The sequence below is a fragment of the Chelatococcus sambhunathii genome (assembly GCF_001418005.1).
Lineage (GTDB): Bacteria > Pseudomonadota > Alphaproteobacteria > Rhizobiales > Beijerinckiaceae > Chelatococcus_A > Chelatococcus_A sambhunathii.
Window position 1 is genome coordinate 213,488 of the sequence record NZ_LIOL01000001.1, and the last position, 17,942, is coordinate 231,429.

At 69.2% G+C, this 17,942-nt stretch carries 15 protein-coding genes; 2 read left to right on the forward strand and 13 right to left on the reverse strand.

What is annotated here, in order from left to right; all coding sequences use genetic code 11:
• Window positions 1-151 precede the first annotated feature (151 nt).
• Both ASC46_RS01075 and ASC46_RS21830 read left to right on the forward strand, forming a co-directional pair.
• Window positions 152-364, forward strand: a complete 213-nt coding sequence (locus tag ASC46_RS01075) for a hypothetical protein (RefSeq protein ID WP_019402719.1) — start codon at window positions 152-154, stop codon at window positions 362-364.
• A 47-nt stretch (window positions 365-411) separates the two neighbouring features.
• Window positions 412-534 (forward strand): hypothetical protein, encoded by a 123-nt coding sequence (locus ASC46_RS21830; RefSeq protein WP_019402720.1) that lies wholly within the window; start codon window positions 412-414, stop codon window positions 532-534.
• A 10-nt stretch (window positions 535-544) separates the two neighbouring features.
• On the opposite strand, the gene ASC46_RS01080 is transcribed toward ASC46_RS21830, so the two are convergent.
• From ASC46_RS01080 to ASC46_RS01140, 13 genes are all read right to left on the reverse strand, one after another.
• Window positions 545-1,462, reverse strand: coding sequence for a 50S ribosomal protein L11 methyltransferase (locus ASC46_RS01080; protein ID WP_055457453.1), 918 nt, complete (start codon window positions 1,460-1,462; stop codon window positions 545-547).
• 72 nt (window positions 1,463-1,534) lie between these two features.
• Window positions 1,535-3,712, reverse strand: coding sequence for an NAD-dependent DNA ligase LigA (gene ligA / locus ASC46_RS01085; protein ID WP_055457454.1), 2,178 nt, complete (start codon window positions 3,710-3,712; stop codon window positions 1,535-1,537).
• Between the two features lie 358 nt (window positions 3,713-4,070).
• Window positions 4,071-5,738 (reverse strand): DNA repair protein RecN, encoded by a 1,668-nt coding sequence (gene recN / locus ASC46_RS01090; RefSeq protein ID WP_055457455.1) that lies wholly within the window; start codon window positions 5,736-5,738, stop codon window positions 4,071-4,073.
• 16 nt (window positions 5,739-5,754) lie between these two features.
• Window positions 5,755-6,621 carry an outer membrane protein assembly factor BamD gene (locus tag ASC46_RS01095; RefSeq protein ID WP_055457885.1) on the reverse strand — a complete coding sequence of 289 codons (867 nt, stop codon included), beginning with the start codon at window positions 6,619-6,621 and terminating at the stop codon, window positions 5,755-5,757.
• Between the two features lie 221 nt (window positions 6,622-6,842).
• A complete protein-coding gene (gene lpxC, locus ASC46_RS01100; protein ID WP_055457456.1) occupies window positions 6,843-7,790 on the reverse strand; it encodes a UDP-3-O-acyl-N-acetylglucosamine deacetylase in 948 nt (315 codons plus the stop codon).
• A 285-nt stretch (window positions 7,791-8,075) separates the two neighbouring features.
• On the reverse strand, window positions 8,076-9,929 hold the full coding sequence (ftsZ, locus tag ASC46_RS01105) for a cell division protein FtsZ (RefSeq protein ID WP_055457457.1): 1,854 nt from the start codon (window positions 9,927-9,929) through the stop codon (window positions 8,076-8,078).
• Window positions 9,930-10,019: 90 nt separating this feature from the next.
• Window positions 10,020-11,357, reverse strand: coding sequence for a cell division protein FtsA (ftsA, locus tag ASC46_RS01110; protein ID WP_055457458.1), 1,338 nt, complete (start codon window positions 11,355-11,357; stop codon window positions 10,020-10,022).
• Window positions 11,354-12,256: a cell division protein FtsQ/DivIB gene (locus tag ASC46_RS01115; protein WP_096335274.1), complete on the reverse strand. Its 903-nt coding sequence runs from the start codon at window positions 12,254-12,256 to the stop codon at window positions 11,354-11,356. Before ASC46_RS01115 ends, ftsA begins: the two co-directional genes overlap by 4 nt.
• A 41-nt stretch (window positions 12,257-12,297) precedes the next feature.
• A complete protein-coding gene (locus ASC46_RS01120; RefSeq protein ID WP_055457460.1) occupies window positions 12,298-13,221 on the reverse strand; it encodes a D-alanine--D-alanine ligase in 924 nt (307 codons plus the stop codon).
• 74 nt (window positions 13,222-13,295) lie between these two features.
• Window positions 13,296-14,213, reverse strand: coding sequence for a UDP-N-acetylmuramate dehydrogenase (murB, locus tag ASC46_RS01125; protein WP_055457461.1), 918 nt, complete (start codon window positions 14,211-14,213; stop codon window positions 13,296-13,298).
• Between the two features lie 40 nt (window positions 14,214-14,253).
• Entirely contained in the window at window positions 14,254-15,663 is a 1,410-nt protein-coding gene (murC, locus tag ASC46_RS01130; RefSeq protein ID WP_055457462.1) for a UDP-N-acetylmuramate--L-alanine ligase, read from the reverse strand.
• Window positions 15,660-16,796: an undecaprenyldiphospho-muramoylpentapeptide beta-N-acetylglucosaminyltransferase gene (gene murG, locus ASC46_RS01135; RefSeq protein ID WP_055457463.1), complete on the reverse strand. Its 1,137-nt coding sequence runs from the start codon at window positions 16,794-16,796 to the stop codon at window positions 15,660-15,662. Before murG ends, murC begins: the two co-directional genes overlap by 4 nt.
• Window positions 16,793-17,941, reverse strand: a complete 1,149-nt coding sequence (locus tag ASC46_RS01140; RefSeq protein WP_055457464.1) for an FtsW/RodA/SpoVE family cell cycle protein — start codon at window positions 17,939-17,941, stop codon at window positions 16,793-16,795. Before ASC46_RS01140 ends, murG begins: the two co-directional genes overlap by 4 nt.
• Window position 17,942: the final 1 nt, after the last annotated feature.

Sequence of the window (17,942 nt, forward strand, 5' to 3'; positions counted from 1 at the left end):
TGGCAAGCATCCCGCAAACAGGCCCGCTCAGCATGCATAGGTCATATGCGCTGACCCATCTTCTTCGCACATGCAGCATTCCCTATATTGCGACCATAAACACGCGAGGAAGCGTTCCCGGGGCTGTCCTCCAACGTGCGGAGATGGACCCATGGCTTACGTTACGACCGACATCGCTTATGTAGCGCCCAAGAAGACCGGAGTCTTCAAGCGCATCCTCAATGCCCTCGTCGAGGCGCGCATGCGCGCTGCCGACCGGGAAATCCGCCGCCTGGAGGCGATCTACGGCCCGCTGACCCTGAAGGACGCGGACCTCGACAAGGTCAGCCTCGGCAAGTCCGGCGCCCTGCCCTTCGCCCGCTGAGGCGAGGGACCGCGCAGCCGGTTCACATCGATCGAAAGGCAACAGACATGTTCATCGTGACCATCCTGAGGGCAATCGGCCGTTTTACGGTCACGATGGCCGAGATCGTCGCTGAGGCGCAGGCCATGCGCCGCGAGATGCGTCGCCGCTACCCGGCCATCGATTACTGACAGCGGCCTTTCATCGACGCGGGCGGGGGGCAGCGCCTCCCCGCCTCAGAACCAGCGTCGCCCAGCCTTCACGCTCGGCACGCCTGACGAGCGCCAGCCCCTGCGAGGCATAGGCGCTGACGACCCCCGGCACATCGCGGATCAGCAGCCCCGAGAGCACCAAGGTGCCCTGCGGGGCAAGCACTTTGCGCAGGGACGGCGCGAGAAGCCTGAGCGGCCGGGCAAGGATATTCGCAAAGACGAGATCGTAGTGACCCTTGCGGGCAGCGAAATGGTGCTGCACGCCCGGCGCTGCGTAAAGCCGCACGTGGTCGCGCGCGCCGTTCAGTCTCGCGTTGGCGCGCGCGACCGCGACGGCCACCGGATCGATGTCACCCGCCACCACCGGCCTGTGCAAAGCCCGCGCCGCAGCGATGGCAAGGATGCCAGTGCCCGTGCCGACGTCGAGCACATGGCGGGGCCGTCCGCGCTTCAGCTCCGCGACGAGTTCCAGGAGACAGCCGAGCGTCGTGCCATGGTGGCCCGTGCCGAAGGCGAGCGCCGCGTCGATCTCGACGGCGATGTCATTCGCCCGCACGACGGCCCGGTCATGGCTGCCGTGCACGAGGAAGCGCCCCGCCCGCACGGGCTTCAGGCCCTCAAGGCTCGCCTTCACCCAGTCCTTCACCTCGATCGGCGCGAAGACCGCGCCGTCCACCGCATCGCCGACGATGGGGCGCAGCAGGTTCAGGATCGCCGCCTCGTCCGGTGCGCTCGAGAAATAGACTTCCAGATGCCAGCGCCCGTCCGGAGCCTCGAAGGCTGCCACCGCCGTCTCGGCCGGATCGAAGAACTCCCCGAGAAGCTCGACCATGGCCTGGGCAGAGCTCTCGTCCGCGGCAAGGCGCATGGAATGGGTGGGCTTGTGCGGCGGCAGGCCTTCGAGCATGGGGCTGGCTTTCAGTAACGAATGGCGCGTGTCTTAGACCGTGTCGCCGCCCGGGGAAAGGGCGGGAGCGGTTCACGCCCCAACGAGCGTGAACCAGCCGTCCTCGTCGATGACCTCCACACCGAGCTCCTGCGCCTTGGCGAGCTTGGAGCCAGCGCCCGGCCCGGCCACCACGAGGTCGGTCTTCTTCGATACCGAACCCGCTACCTTGGCGCCGTAGCGCTCGGCCATGGCCTTGGCCTCGTCGCGAGACATGCGCACGAGCGTGCCGGTGAAGACCACCGTCTTGCCCGCGACCGGACTCTCGATGGTCACCGTCCGTTCCATCTCCTGCGGCGTCACTTGTGTAAGCAGCGCGTCCAGAGTCGTCTCATTGTGCGGTTCGGCGAAGAACTGCACCAGCGCCTCCGCCACCACCTCGCCGATGCCGTCGATGGCGTTGAGCTCCGCCCAGGCTTCCGATGCGCGGTCGCGGGCGGCGATCAGGGCCGCCCGCAGCGCCTCGAAGGTGCCGTAGTGGCGGGCGAGGAGCTTCGCCGTCGTCTCGCCCACATGGCGGATGCCGAGCGCGAAGATGAAGCGGTTGAGTGGCACCCGCCGGCGCGCCTCGATGGCCGCGAAGAGGTTGCGCACGCTCGTCTCGCCGAAGCCCTCGCGGTCCTTCAGCTTCTTCAGGCTCGCCGCATCGCGCTCGGCCAGTGTGAAGATATCCTGCGGGCCGTGCACCAGTCCCTCGCGGAAGAAGAGCTCGATCTGCTTGTCGCCGAGGCCGTCGATGTCGAGCGCGTTGCGCGACACGAAGTGCTTCAGGCGCTCCATGGCCTGCGCCGGGCAGGTAAGCCCGCCCGTGCAGCGCCGAACGGCGTCCTCCCGCCCCGTGCGGGGGTTGATCTCGCGCACCGCATGGCTGCCGCAGGCCGGGCATGTGGCCGGGAAGCGGTAGGGTTCGGAGCCGGCCGGGCGCCTCTCCATAACGACGCCGAGCACCTGCGGGATGACGTCGCCGGCGCGTTGGATCTCGACCGTGTCGCCAATGCGGATATCGATGCCACCGCGGATCGGCTGGCCGTCGCCGCCGATGCCGCGGATGTAGTCCTCGTTGTGCAGCGTCGCGTTGGCGACAACGACGCCGCCCACCGTGACGGGTTTCAGCTTCGCCACGGGCGTCAGCGCCCCCGTCCGCCCCACCTGGATCTCGATGTCGAGCAACTCGGTCATCGCCCGCTCGGCGGGGAACTTGTGAGCGATGGCCCAGCGCGGCGACCGCGAGACGAAGCCGAGGCGCTCCTGTAGAGCCAAACTGTCCACCTTGTAGACGACGCCGTCGATGTCGTAGCCAAGATTGGCCCGGTCGGCCTCGATGGCGTGATAGCGGGCGAGCAGATCCTCGACGCTGTGGCAGCGCTTCATCAGCGGGTTGATGGGAAAGCCCCAGCGCCCCAGCGCCTCAACCACCCCCATCTGCGTGTCGGCCGGCAGGGCCGACACGTCACCCCAGGCGTAGGCGAAGAAGGCGAGCGGCCGGCGTGCGGTGACTGCCGGGTCGAGCTGGCGTAGCGAGCCCGCCGCGGCATTGCGCGGATTGGCGAAGAGCGGCTTCCCGGCCTCTGCCTGGCGCTGGTTGATGGCCGCGAAATCCGCATGGCGCATGTAGACCTCGCCGCGCACCTCGAACACCTCGGGCATGTCGGCGGCGTCGATCTCCTTGGGGATGGCGTCGACGACGCGGGCATTGGCCGTCACGTCCTCCCCCTCCTCCCCGTCGCCGCGCGTCGCGGCCGTGACGAGGCGACCCTTCTCGTAGCGCAGGCTGATGGACAGGCCGTCGATCTTCGGCTCGGCGGTGATGACAAGCGGCGCGTCGGGGGCGAGGCCCAGAAAGCGGCGGATCCGCACGACGAACTCCGCGACGTCCTCGTCGGCGAAGGCATTCGACAGCGACAGCATGGGCACGCGGTGGCGCACCTTGGCGAATTTCTCGCTCGGCCGGGTGCCGACCTTCTTCGTCAGGCTCTCGTCGGTGGCAAGGTCGGGAAAGCGAGCCTCCAGCGCCTCGTAGCGGCGCCGCAGGGCATCATAATCGGCATCGGAGATGGTGGGCGCATCCTCGCCGAAATAGCGGCGGTCGTGCTCGGCGATCTCGGCGGCGAGGGCCGCGTGCTCGCGCTTCGCCTCCCGCGGCGTCAATACCTCGACGGCGACGTCGCGCAGGGAAGCACCCGCTGTGGAGGACGAGGAACGTTCGGACATGGGCGTCACGCTCAGGGATTCGGGGAGCGCAGACTATATGACAAAGCCGGCCGTCTTCACCTACCTCGTCATCGCCACCCGCCCTTCGCCATCCAGTCCGCCCGCAGGACCATTCGCAGTGCTCGACACGCATATGGGGATAGGCCCCGTTGCCTCCGCGGAGCGATGCGGGCAGCGTCGCGGGCGCGAGGATTTCGTGGCCCCCGTCAGGGAGGCCACCGGCGGCCGCGGCGGCGAGGCGGCCTTTCCCCCTGTCGCTCGACTGCCTGCGATGCTTCGGCACCGTCACGGAGCCGATCGCGTCCTTCGACATGATGCACGAGGGATTAAAGGAGCTCCGCGCCTGGCCTTCAGGCGCTCAGCCTTCCGTCTCCAGCAGCCGCGCCGCGGCGGCGCGCGCCTCGTCCGTAATGGTTGCCCCAGCGAGCATGCGGGCGATCTCCTCCTGGCGCATGCGTTCGGCGAGTGGCGTCACGCGCGTCGCCACCTTGTCCGCGGTTGCCGCCTCCTTGGCGATGAGGAGATGGTTCGCGGCGCGCGCGGCGACCTGCGGGGCGTGGGTGACCGCGACGACCTGCACCCGCGCCGCGAGGCGCTTCAGGCGCTGGCCGATGGCATCGGCCACGGCGCCGCCGACACCGGTGTCGATCTCGTCGAAGATCAGCGTCGGCGCCGAGCCCTTGTCCGCCAGCACCACCTTGAGCGCCAGCATGAAGCGTGACAGCTCGCCGCCGGACGCGACCTTCATCAGCGGGCCCGGCCGCGTGCCCGGATTGGTCTGCACCCAGAATTCCACCCGGTCGAAGCCTTCCGCCGCCTCGGCGCTGTCGTCGCTGTCGATGCGCGCGATGAAGCGCGCCCGCTCCAGCCTGAGCGGCGGCAGTTCCGCATTGACGGCTGCTTCGAGCTGCGCCGCGGCCTCGGCCCGCCCGGCGCTGAGGTGCGCCGCCGCTGCGCGATAGACCGCGCTCGCCTCGTCCACTGCGGCGGAGAGCCGATCGAGTTCCGCCTCGCCGGCATCGATAGCGGCGAGATCGGCGAGGAAGCGCTGGCGTAGGGGCGCGAGGTCGTCCGCCGGCACATCGTATTTGCGCGCGGCGGCCCGAAGCGCGAACAGCCGCTCCTCCACGCGCTCCAGTTCACGCGGATCGAAGGCCGCCGCGCGCAGCGCCTCCTCCAGGGCGGCGCGCGCATCGTCGAGCGCGACGAGGGCCGCGTCGAGCGCCGCGACACTGGGCTCGACGAGGCTCGGCGCCTGCTGCGCCCGCCGCTCCAGCCGGCGCACGGCGGCCGACAGGACCGGCACGGGCGAGGCATTGCCGGCAACCGCGTCGAAGGCCTCGTTCAGGTCGCTCGCCACCTTCTCCGCCTGCATCATGAGCTGGCGCCGCTCAGCGAGCGCCTCCTCCTCGCCGGCGTCGGGATTGAGCGCCTCAAGTTCCTCCGCCGCATGGCGCAGGAAATCGGCCTCCTTGCGCGCCGCCTCAATCCGAGCACGATGGCGCACGAGCGCTGCCCGCGTCTCGCGCAGGCGCGCATGGGCCGTCTCCACCGCCGCAGCCTCCTGCTGCAACTCCCCGAAGACGTCTAGGATGGCGCGGTGGGTGGCCGCATCGACGAGCGCCCGGTCGTCGTGCTGGCCGTGGATTTCGACGAGCGTGGCGCCGATCGTCTTCAGCGCCTGGACGCTGACCGGCTGGTCGTTGACGAAGGCGCGCGTGCGCCCGTCCGCATGCTGGAGGCGGCGCAGGATGAGCGCGCCATCCTCGGCGATGCCGAAGCTGCGTGCCGCCTGCCAGGCGGGATGCTCGCCCGCCACCTCGAAGACGGCGGTGACTTGCCCCTGCGCCGCGCCGTGGCGCACAAGGCCGCCGTCGCCACGTCCGCCGAGGGCCAGCGCGAAGGCATCGAGCAGGATGGACTTGCCGGCACCGGTTTCGCCGGTAAGGACGCTAAGGCCGCGATCGAAGGCGAGATCGAGCCGGTCGATCAGAACGATGTCGCGGATGGCGAGCTGGACGAGCATGCCGCCCGCGCCGCGATCAGCCGCCGAGCCCCACGGACCGCGTGAAGCCGCGGAAGGTCCGGCTGATCCACGAACCCGTGTCCTCGCGCGGCTCATGCCCGCCGCTCTGCAGCAGCTTGTACGCGTCCTTGTACCAGGGGCTGTCGGGGAAGTTGTGGCCAAGCACGGCCGCAGCGGTCTGCGCCTCGCTGACAACGCCGAGAGCGAGATAGGCCTCCGTCAGGCGCTGTAGCGCTTCCTCCACGTGCCGGGTCGTCTGGTACTTGCTGACGACGTCGCGGAAACGGTTGATGGCGCCCGTGTAGTTCCGCCGCTGAAGGTAATAGCGGCCGATCTCCATCTCCTTGCCGGCAAGCTGGTCGCGCACCACCTGCAGCTTGAACTTGGCATCTTCGGCATATTCGGAGCGCGGATGACGCTCGACGAGTTCCTGGAAGGCGGCGAGCGCCTTCTCGGTGCGCTCCTGGTCGCGCGTCACGTCCGGAACTTCGCGATAGTACGACATCGCCAGCAGGTACTGCGCGTAGGCCGCATCCTCCCCGTTGGGATAGAGCGTCAGGTAGCGTCGCGCGTCGTTGACCGATTCGCTGAACTCTCCGCCCTCGTAGGAGGCGTAGGTCTTCATGATCAGCGCCTTGCGCGCCCATTCGCTGCGCGGATAGGTCTTGTCGATCTGGTCGAACTTCTTCGAGGCGTCCGGGTACTCGTTCTTGGCCATCAGCGCGAGCCCCTCGTTGTAGAGGTTCGCGGCCGGCACGTCGGGGACGAGCTCGGGCTTGTACTTCTCGTCCTTCTCGAAGGGATTGAGCGAGGAGAGCGTGTCGCACGCCGTCAGAGAAAGGCCCAGCGCCGCGCATGCGAGCAGCCTGCCGATGTTCGGCATCAGCGCGCCGGTCCGGGCGGTCTTGGACGAAAATGCAGAGCGCATTACCTCACCTTCCTCCACTGCGGCCCGACGGCCACGGCTTACCATCGCTCGACGGTTGGGCTGTTTAACCCAAAGCCACCGGTTCCGCCAAGGTCTGGAAAAGCGTTGCGAGCCGTTTTCGACGCCGGCAACCTGCGAGGCTGAAAACGGCGTTTCGATGGCGTCGCAGGTAGACGTCAGTGAATGTCCGGTGCGAAGGCCGGCACCGCGATGCCGCCTGCGATCTCGGCGTGGCCATGCTCGCGCCGGGGCTCGCCCTCGACGATCGCGTAGTTCGCGCGGTCCGAGAACAGGGCGTCGAGAACCATGAAGTTCAGCCGGTGCCCGCCGCAATAGGAGTGATAGTTGCCGATCAGCGGCAGGCCGGAGAGGGCGAGGTCGCCGATCGCGTCGAGCAGCTTGTGGCGCACGAACTCGTCGGGATGGCGCAGGCCCTCCTCGTTGAGGATGCGGTCCTCGCCGAGCGCCACCGTGTTGTCGAGAGAGGCGCCGAGGGCAAAGCCCGCCTTCCACAGCCGCTCCACGTCGCGCATGAAGCCGAAGGTGCGGGCATTGGCGATCTCGCGCCGGTAGACCGTCGCCGACAGATCGACGATCTTGCGCTGGCGGCCGATCAGCGGCGTGTCGAAATCGATCTCGACATCGAGGCGGAAGCCCTTGTCGCGCGGCCTGAGCTCGGCGAAGGCCTTGCCCTGCTGCACGCGCACCGGGCGCAGTACCTTCACGTAGCGGCGCGCCGCCGACTGGGAGGCGAGGCCGACGCGGTCGAAGGCCTCGACGAAGAGGGCGGCGCTGCCGTCGAGAATCGGGATCTCCGGACCGTCGACCTCGATCAGCGCATTGTCGATGCCGAGGCCGGCGAGCGCCGACATGAGATGCTCGATGGTGGCGACCGCGCCCGAGTCGCTTTCGCCGATGACGGTGCAGAGTTCCGTCGCACTCACCGCGATGTGGCGCGCCTCGATCAGCCGCTCCCGCCCGTTGGCAAGCCCAGTCCGCAGGAAGACGATGCCGTGGTTGACGTCCGCAGGATGGATGGTGAGCCGCACAGGTTTCCCGGAATGAACGCCGTTGCCCGTCAGGGTCACGGTATCACGAAGCGTCGTCTGCCCGTTGGCTTTCATTCTTTCGGTCCCGTCGCCCGGAGCGGGCGGATGCACCCAAGACAGTGCAAGGCTTGCGGCCCTTGCCAAGGCACGTGATTCGCGACATCGACGTTTCGAATCCCGCGCGAGTTGCGTGGACCATAGTCGCGCCGCCAAACGCGGCCAAATCACGCTTTCTTACTGTCTGTTACACTGATCGTCGGGCCCTCACGATACATGTAAACCTTTGAAAAATATTAACGAAAGAAAAACCCCGGAAGCTCGTGCCCCCGGGGTTGAGTCATGGCCTCGAGAAGGCGGCGCTCAGTTGGCCTGACGGCGCAGGAAGGCCGGGATCTCGAGCTGGTCGTCGTCGATCGTGCGGCTCGGCGCCGGCGCGCGGCCGTGCGGGTCGAGCGCCCCCTGTGCCGGCCGGTAGCCCTGCGCCTGCGGGCGCTTGGCATATTCGGCGTGCACCGGCGACGGCGCCGGCTGCGGCGCCTGCTGGCGCACCGGCTGTGGCGCGGGCGCCGGGGCGGCCGGCTGGTGGTCGTCGCGGCGGCCAAGGCCGACGGAGGCGATGCGCTGCAGCAGGGACATGCGCTTGTGGTCGGCGCCGTGGTCCTGATGCTCCGGCCGCGCGGCGCGGATCTGGTTCTGCACCGGCAGCGGCAGCTCGTCGACGCGCGGCATGCGCGTCGGGCGCACCACGGCCCGCTCGGGCTGGGGCGGGATGAAATGCTCCTGCATCTCATGCGGCGCCGGCTCGTGCATGACCGGAGCCGGAGCTGCGGCCATCGCCGCCGCCGTGGCCGCGCGCGGCGCCGCGGCCGGCGCGATCATGACGTCGTGACGCACGTGTTCCGCACGCGGCATCTCCTGGCGAACCGGCGCAGCGACGGGAGCCGCAACCGGGGCAGCGACCGGCGCTGGCTCGGCGACCGGAGGGACGAACTCGGCGGCGGGAGCCTGGGGAGCCGGCATCGGCTCCACTGGCGCCGCGACGGGAGCCGGGGCAGCGACCGGCGCGGGAGCTGGCATCGGCTCGGGCGCGACCGGCGCGGCGGCGACACGCGGCGTCGTCTCGATGGCCACGGGGCGCGGCGCCACGGGCGGATGCGCCGCCCGTTGACGGGCCTCCGAGCGCAGGCGCTCGGCGACTTCGGCGATGCGCTGCTCCGTCAGCGACAGGTCCTGCGCGTTGTGGATCAGTTCCTGGTCGATGCCGGTGGCGACCACGGAGACGCGGATCGTGCCCTCGAGGCTTTCGTCGAAGGTGGCACCGAGGATGATGTTGGCCTCGGAATCGACCTCCTCGCGGATGCGCGTCGCGGCTTCGTCCACCTCGTAGAGCGTCAGATCCGGACCGCCCGTGATGGAGATGAGCAGGCCGCGTGCCCCCTTCATCGACACGTCGTCGAGGAGCGGATTGGCGATGGCGGCCTCGGCCGCCGTGATGGCGCGGCCGTCGCCGGAGGCTTCGCCCGTGCCCATCATCGCCTTGCCCATGCCCCGCATGATGGCGCGCACGTCGGCGAAATCGAGGTTGATGAGGCCTTCCTTCACCATGAGGTCGGTGATGCAGGCGACGCCCGAGTAGAGCACCTGGTCCGCCATCGCGAAGGCATCGGCGAAGGTGGTCTTCTCGTTAGCGACGCGGAAGAGATTCTGGTTCGGGATGACGATCAGCGTGTCGACAGCCTGCTGCAGCTCGCCGATGCCGGCCTCCGCCACCCGCATGCGGCGCTGCCCCTCGAAGTGGAAGGGCTTGGTCACGACGCCGACGGTCAAGATGCCCATGTCGCGCGCGGCGCGGGCGATGACGGGGGCCGCCCCGGTGCCGGTGCCGCCGCCCATGCCGGCGGTGATGAACACCATATGCGCGCCCGACAGCTGATCGCGGATCTCGTCGATCACCTCCTCGGCGGCCGCGCGGCCCACCTCCGGCTGCGAGCCGGCGCCGAGGCCTTCCGTCACCTGCAGACCCATCTGCACGATGCGCTGGGCGCGGGCGCTGGTGAGCGCCTGGGCATCGGTGTTCGCGCAGACGAACTCGACGCCCATCAGCCCCGACTCGATCATGTTGTTGACGGCGTTGCCGCCGGCGCCGCCGACGCCGAACACCGTGATGTGGGGCTTCAGTTCCCGGATGTCCGGGGCTTGCAGATTGATCGCCATGGTCGTGGCCTCTTCTTCTCAAACGGCGCCCGGCTGCGCGCCCCTCTCACTCCGGTTCCAGACTGTCGCGGCCGCCGCGCCGCTCCAATCTCAGAAGCTCTCCCTGAACCAGCGTCCCATTCGGGACAGGTAACCATCCGTGCCTGTCGCGAGCATGGTCCGGGCCGCCTTGGGCTCGAAATGCTCGATATGGGCGACCTGCGGGTAGACCAGCAGACCGACCGCCGCCGCAAAGGCGGGTCCCTTCGCGGCTTCCGGCAGCCCCTTGATGCCGAGCGGCCGGCCGATGCGCACCTGGGCCGAGCCCTTCGGGCCAGCGAGGATGCGCCTGGCGACTTCCGGCAGGCCCGTCAATTGGGAAGCCCCGCCGGTCAGGATGACGCGCCGTCCGTCGGCCGGGGCAAAGCCCGCCGCCTTCAGCCGGTCGCGCACCAGCTCCAGGATTTCCTCGACACGCGGGCGGATGATCCGCACCAGATGCGACTTCGGCATGTGGTTCGGCACGTCCCGCTCGCTCTCGTCGACGAGCGGCACGGAGATGATCTCGCGCTCGTCCGACGCGGAGGGGAGCGCACCGCCGTAGAGCGTCTTGAGGCGCTCGGCCGCAGCGAGGTGCGTCGACAGGCCCCGCGCCACGTCCATGGTGACATGATGGCCGCCGACCGCGACCGCGTCGGCATGGACGAGATGGCCGGCGAAGAACGCGCCGAAGCTCGTCGTGCCGCCGCCGAGGTCGACGACGAGCCCGCCCATCTCCGCCTCGTCGTCGACAAGCGTGGCGATACCCGCCGCATAGGGACTCGCTACGATGGCCTCGACGTCCAGATGGCAGCGCTCGACGGCCAGCATGAGGTTGCGTGCGGCGGAAGCTTCGCTCGTCACGACGCTGAGGTCGACGCCGAGATTCTCGCCAATCATGCCGACCGGGTCGAGCACGCCCTTCTGCCCGTCGAGCGCGTAGCCCGTCGGCAGGGCGTGCAACACGACGCGGCCCGGCTTCAGGCTGTGGGCGCTCGCGGCATCGAGCACACGGTGCACGTCCGCGCTCGTCACCGTGCCGCGCGTCGCGACATTGGCGGCGAAGCTTTGCGCCGCGAGCCGCCCGCCGGTCAGGTTGACGATGACCGACTGCACTTCGACCTTCGCCATCCGCTCGGCCGCGTCGACCGCTTGGCGGATCGCCTGCTCCGCGGCCTCGAGGTCGACGACGATGCCGCCCTTGAGGCCGAGCGAGCGCTGGTGGCCGATGCCGAGCACGCGCACCTGGTGGGTGCGGCGGCGCAGCACGTCGCTTTCGCTCGCCGGCAGCAGCTGGGCGATGAGGCAGACGACCTTGCTGGTACCGACGTCGAGCACGGACAGAAGCGTGCTCTTGCGGGCGGACAGGGGCTTCAGGCGCGGCGTCAGGCCATTGCGCAAGGAGCTCATATATCCGCCTCCCTGGCGCTCGTCGGCTTCTTCTTCGCCGCCTCGGCACGGGCGGCTGCGGCCTCGACGCCGAGCCGCATCACGACCCTGTCGGACTGGCGCATGTCGATGACGAGAATGTCCCGCTCCAGGATGCGGTCGCTCTCCTCGAGCTCCGCCAGCCGGGCGACCGCCGCCGTCGGGTTCGCCTCCGGCAGGCGAACCTCGAGGCCGTTGTCGAAAATGAGGTTCCAGCGCCGGCCGGCGATGAGCGAGCCCGCCCTGATTCGCTCGCGCAGCGGACCGGCGGCGTCCAGGAGTTCGAGATAGTCGGCCGAGTGCACGTTGGCGCGGTCGCCGACGACGAGCGGCAGGCGCGTGTAGCGCGCATCGTTGAGGAAATCGATCACCGTTCCGTCGGCGGCCACGACGAAGACCTCTCCGTTGCGCTGCCAGAGAGCAAAGGGCTCCCGCTCGGTGATCGTGATGGCGAGTTCGTTCGGATAGAGCTTGCGCACCGAGGCCTCGCGGATCATCGGCACGGCCTCGAGGTTCTGGCGCACCGCGGCGGGATCGATGAAGAGCACCGAACTGTTCGGCGAAATGCCGCCCGCGGCGAGTATCTCCGCCGGCCTGAGCTCCGCGAGGCCGGATATGACGACCTGCCGGATGCCAAAGCCGAAGGCGCGGGCGACGGCGTCGCTCAGGGTGCCGTTCTCGGCCCTGAACCGGTCGACGTGCCCACCGGCGAAGGCGCCGTAGAGACCGATGCCGGCAAAAAGGGCGAGGGTGAGCGCGCTACCGAGCCCGCGCGGCAGCCGTCGGCGGCCGCCGACGCGGACGTAGCCGCGCCGGCGCCATCCCCGGAACAGCCGAAGGCGCGGCCATTCCGGCGCGGCAAACAGCGCGCCGGCGGGCATGGCCGCAGCGGCCGAGACAGCCCCGCGGGGGCTTCTCGTTCCTACCGGTCGCAGGAGGCGTCCTCCACCATCCATCGCATGAGCTCGCCGAATGAATACCCCGCATGCGCGGCCAGTTCGGGCACCAGGCTGGTCTCGGTCATGCCGGGCTGCGTGTTGACCTCGAGACAGACGAGCTTGCCAGATCCCTCTGGCCGGTCGTCGTACCGGAAGTCGGCGCGGGAGACGCCACGACAGCCGAGTGCTTGATGCGCCGTTAACGCCAACTCTTCGATCTGTTGGTAAATTTTTGGTTTAATTTTTGCCGGGAGGATGTGGATCGAGCCACCTTTCGCATATTTCGCATCATAGTCGTAAAAGGCGCCCGCCGCGGGCCGGATGTCTATGACACCCAAGGCTTTGCCGCCCATCACGGCACAGGTGAGCTCGCGCCCGGCAATGTACTCCTCGGCGAGCAGCCAGTCGGTGTGCGGCCAGTCGGGCCGCGTTAACTCTTGCGGCGGGTGCGAGCGCTCCTCGCGCACGATGATGACGCCGACCGACGAGCCCTCGTTGACCGGCTTCAACACGTAGGGCGGCGGCAGCACGTGGCGCTCGGCTGCCTCGCGCCGGTGCACCACGATGCCATGCGCCACCGGCACGCCGGCCGCTGCCATCACGAGCTTGGCCCTGGCCTTGTCCATGGCAAGCGCCGACGCGAGCACGCCGGAATGGGTATAGGGCAGGCGCATGATCTCGAGGATGCCCTGGATGGTGCCGTCCTCTCCCGGGCTGCCGTGCAGTGCGTTGAAGACCACGTCGGGCCTCAAGCGGTCGAGCACGGCCGCGATGTCGCGGCCCACGTCGATGCGCGTCACGCGGTAGCCCTCCGCCTCGAGGGCGTCGGCGCAGGCCTTGCCCGAGTTGAGGGACACTTCGCGCTCGGCGGACAGGCCGCCCATCAGCACCGCAACGTGTTTGGTCATGTTCCCGCATCCTTATCCAACGAGGTGCGGCACCGGCTCGCCAAAGGAGCGCCGGGCCGCGGGCCGGCGCGGCGTCAGGCCACGCCCACCCGCTTGATCTCCCACGCGAGCATCACGCCGGAGTGTGCCTGCACACGCCGACGAACTTCCTCACCGAGATTCTCGATCTCCGTCGCCGTGGCGCCACCGAGATTGACGAGGAAGTTGCAATGCATCTCCGACACCTGCGCCTGGCCGATCCTGAGCCCGCGGCAGCCGGCGGCGTCGACCAGCTGCCACGCCTTCGCCCCGTCGGGGTTCTTGAAGGTGGAACCGCCGGTGCGCGTGTTGACCGGCTGAGTGGCGGCCCGGGCTTCGGTGATCTCGTTCATGCGGGCGAGGATTTCCGCCGGATCGCCGGGCCGGCCCTCGAACAGCGCCTCGACGAAGACGAACTCCTCCGGCACGCCGGCATGGCGATAGGAGAACTGCATGTCCGCACAGGAGAGCACGTGTCGCCGGCCCTTCCGGTCGAGCGCCCGCGCCTCGACGAGCACGTCCTTGACCTCCCCGCCATAGGCGCCGCCGTTCATGCGCAAGGCCCCGCCGACGGCACCGGGAATGCCGCGCAGGAAGGCGAGCCCGTCGATGCCGGCCTCGGCGGCGGCCCGCGCCACCTTGACATCTGGCGCTCCCGCTCCGGCCCGCACCCGGTTGCCTCCCTCCACGCTCACCTCGGCGAAGGCCTTGCCGAGGCGCAGGACGACACCGGGCACCCCGCCGTCACGCACGAGGAGGTTCGAGCCGAGGCCGATGACGGTGAGCGGCACTCCCTCAGGGAGATTGGCCAGAAAGAGCGCCAGATCGTCCTCGTCCGCCGGCGTGAACAGCACTTGGGCCGGCCCGCCCGTGCGGAACCAGCTGAGCGGTGCAAGCGGCGCATTGGCCAGCAGCGCGCCACGCAAGCCCGGCATAGCGGCGGCAAGCTCGGCAGTGATGTCGGGAAAGCTCATGGCGTCGCCTCGTGCAGGTCGTGGACAGGGCGCTTCCCTGTCACGCGCCCTCCCCTGCTTCGAGTTCGCCGGGCAGGGCATAGGCCCAGTTGGTGATCGTGCCGGCGCCGAGACACACGACATAGTCGCCCGGTTTGACGAGGCGGCGCACGATAGCGGCGAGCGCCTGCGGCCCCTCAAGAGCGATCGCCTGGCGGTGGCCGCGGGCCTTGAGGCCGGCCACGAGATCGTCACGCTCGGCCCCCGCGATCGGCTGCTCGCCGGCGGCATAGACAGGGGCGACGATGACCGCGTCGGCATCGTTGAAGCAGGTGCAGAAGTCGTTGAACAGGGCCTTGAGCCGCGTGTAGCGATGCGGCTGCATGACCGCGATCACCTGCCCCTTCGTCGACGCGCGGGCGGCGCGCAGGACGGCGGCGATCTCCACCGGGTGGTGGCCGTAGTCGTCGAAGATGGTGACGCCGTTCCACTCGCCCGTGCGGGTGAAGCGCCGCTTGACGCCGCCGAAGCCGGCGAGCGCTTGGCGGATCGCCTCCGGACTCATGCCCAGCTCGTGCGCGACGGCGATCGCCGCCGTGGCATTGAGCGCATTGTGGTGGCCGGGCATGGGCATGACGAGATCGGGGATCACCGTCTCCGCGCCCGTCTTGCGGTCGCGGATCAGCACCTTGAAGCGGCTCTTGCCGCCGTTGAGGTCGATGTCGATGAGGCGCACATCCGCCTGCGGGTTCTCGCCATAGGTGATCACGCGCCGGTCCTCGATCTGGCCGACGAGGTCCTGCACCGTTGGGTGGTCGATGCACATCACCGCGAAGCCGTAGAACGGCAGGTTCTCGACGAAGGAGCGGAAGGCCGCCTTGATGGCGTCGAAGGTCTTGAAATGGTCGAGGTGCTCGGGGTCGATGTTGGTGACGATGGCGACATCAGCCGGCAGCTTGAGGAAGGTACCGTCGGACTCGTCCGCCTCCACCACCATCCAGTCACCGGCCCCGAGGCGGGCGTTGGTGCCATAGGCGTTGATGATGCCGCCGTTGATGACGGTCGGGTCGAAACCGCCGGCATCGAGCAGCGTCGCAACGATCGAGGTCGTCGTCGTCTTGCCGTGCGTGCCGGCGATCGCGACGCAGGTCTTGAGCCGCATCAGTTCGGCCAGCATCTCGGCCCTGCGCACCACCGGCAGGCGCTTTTCGCGCGCGGCAGCGAGCTCGGGATTATCGCGCTTGATGGCGGTGGACACGACGACGACTTCGGCATCGCCAAGGTTCTCGGTCGCATGCCCGATGGAAATGGATGCCCCCTTCTCGCGCAGGCGCTTCACATTGGCGTTGTCGCTCGCATCCGAGCCCTGCACCGTGTAGCCGAGGTTGAGGAGCACCTCGGCGATGCCCGACATGCCGATGCCGCCGATGCCGATGAAGTGGATGGGACCGAGCTCGCGCGGCAGCTTCATGGTGTCGTCTCCGTTTGCGAGGCTTGTTCTTGGGCGAGTCTGCCGATGCGTATGACGAGCGCGGCGAGACGCTCCGCCGCGTCGACGATGCCCGCGCTCTTGGCTGCTTCGGCCGCCCGCGTCAATGTCTCGGGCGCATCGAGGCGCGCCTCGATCTCCGCCGCGAGGCGGGCGGGCGTGAATTCGCCCTGCGCAATGACGCTGGCCGCGCCGATTGCCCCGAGGCTCGCGGCATTGGCCGCCTGGTCCTGGTCGAGCGCGCCCGGCAGCGGTACGAGGATGGACGGGCGGCCGATGACGGAAAGCTCGGCGACCGTGGAGGCGCCGGCGCGCGAGACCACGAGATGCGCCGCGGCCATGCGGCGCGGCAGGTCGTTGAAGAAAGGCTCGATCTCGCAGAAGACGCCGAGGCGCGCATAGATGCCGCGCACCCGCTCGAGATCCTCCGGCCGGGCCTGCTGCACGATGTGGAGGCGCGCGCGAGCCGCCTCGCCGAGCTGCTCGACCGCAACCGGCACCACGTCGCTCATCACCCGCGCGCCCTGGCTGCCGCCGAAGACGAGGAGCGACAGGCGCTCGCCTGGCGCGAGCGGCCGGAAGGGCGCGGTCGCCGCCTCGATGACGCTGGGGCGCACCGGGTTGCCGGTATGCGTCGTCTTGGCGCGCGCGGCCTCGCTCAGGCCCTTCACCGTGGCGAAGCCGGTGGCGATGGCCGTGACGCGGCCCATCAGGAAGCGGTTGGCGCGGCCCACGACGGCGTTCTGCTCGTGGATGACGCTCGGCACCATCGCCATGGTGGCGGCGAGCACCGGCGGCACCGTCGGATAGCCGCCGAAGCCGACGACGACGGCCGGCCGGCGCTCGCGCATCAGGCGGCGCGCCCGCCAGACGCCCCGCGCCAGCGTGACGAAGGACTGCACGGCGGCGAAGGGCGAGCGCCGCGACGGCGTTGCCGAAGGGATGACGAAACGCTCGCTGGCCGGGAAATGATGGGCATAGGCGGCCGCGCGCTCGTCGGTCGCGAGCGCCACCGCCACGCCGCGCCGGCCGAGCGCCGCCGCCAGCGCCTCGGCCGGGAAGAGATGGCCGCCGGTGCCGCCGGCGGCGAGGAGGACGAAGCCTTCCCTGCTCATCGCGTCTCGCCCCACCGGCGCGGCCCGGCATCGTAGATTTCGGCCCGCGGCCTGCGGCGCGTCAGGGCGATGAGGAAGCCCATGCCAATCGCCAGGGAGAACAGCGAGGAGCCGCCGTAGGAGATGAAGGGCAACGTCATGCCCTTGGCCGGCAGAAGATGCACGTTCACCATCATGTTGATGGAAGCCTGGATGCCGAAGAGCGTCGCAAGCCCCGTCACCGCGAGGCGGCAGAAGGGATCGTCGTCGCGCTGGGCGAGAACGAGGCTGCGGATGACGATGAAAGCGAACAGCAGCACGATGGCGATGCACACGACGATGCCGAATTCCTCCGCCGTGGCAGCGAAGATGAAGTCGGTGTGCGCATCGGGCAGGATGCGCTTGACCGTGCCCTCGCCCGGTCCCTTGCCCAGCCAGCCGCCCTGGGCGAAGGATTCCATCGCCATGTCGACCTGGAAGGTGTCGCCGACGTCATCGTTGAGGAAGCGCTCGATGCGGCCGCGCACGTGCGGGATGAACTCATAGGCGGCGACGAGCCCGGCAAGGCCCATGCCGCCGATGCCCGCCACCCAGAAGATGTGCAGCCCCGCCGCGAAGAACACCGCCGCCCATACCAGCGTCACGAGCATGGTCTGGCCGATGTCCGGCTGCAGGATGAGCGGCACGATGGTCGCGGGCAGGATGAGGATGGCGAAGATCGTCCCCGGCATGTCCCTGCGGCGCCCGCCTTCCGCAAAGAGCCACGCGATGAGCACGACGAAGGCCGGCTTCACGAATTCCGACGGCTGTACGGTGATGCCGGCAAGCGAAATCCAGCGGCGAGAGCCCTTGACCTCTGGGCCGACGTAGAGCGCCGCGACGATGAGCGCCATGCCGACGATGAAGACGAGGAGCGCGACGCGCCTCACCTGGCGTGGCGTCAGCAGCGACGTCGCGATGAGCATGAGGATGGCCGGCACCAGATAGAAGACCTGCCGGTTGACGAAGTGGAAGGTCGGCAGCCCGAGCCGCTCGGCCACCGGCGGCGCGCCGCCCATGAGGAAGACGATGCCCGCCACCATGAGCACGCCGAGCGCGCCGAGAGTGAAGCGATCGACCGTCCACCACCAGTCGGCGAGCACTGTCCGTTCTGCGCGCGACACCATG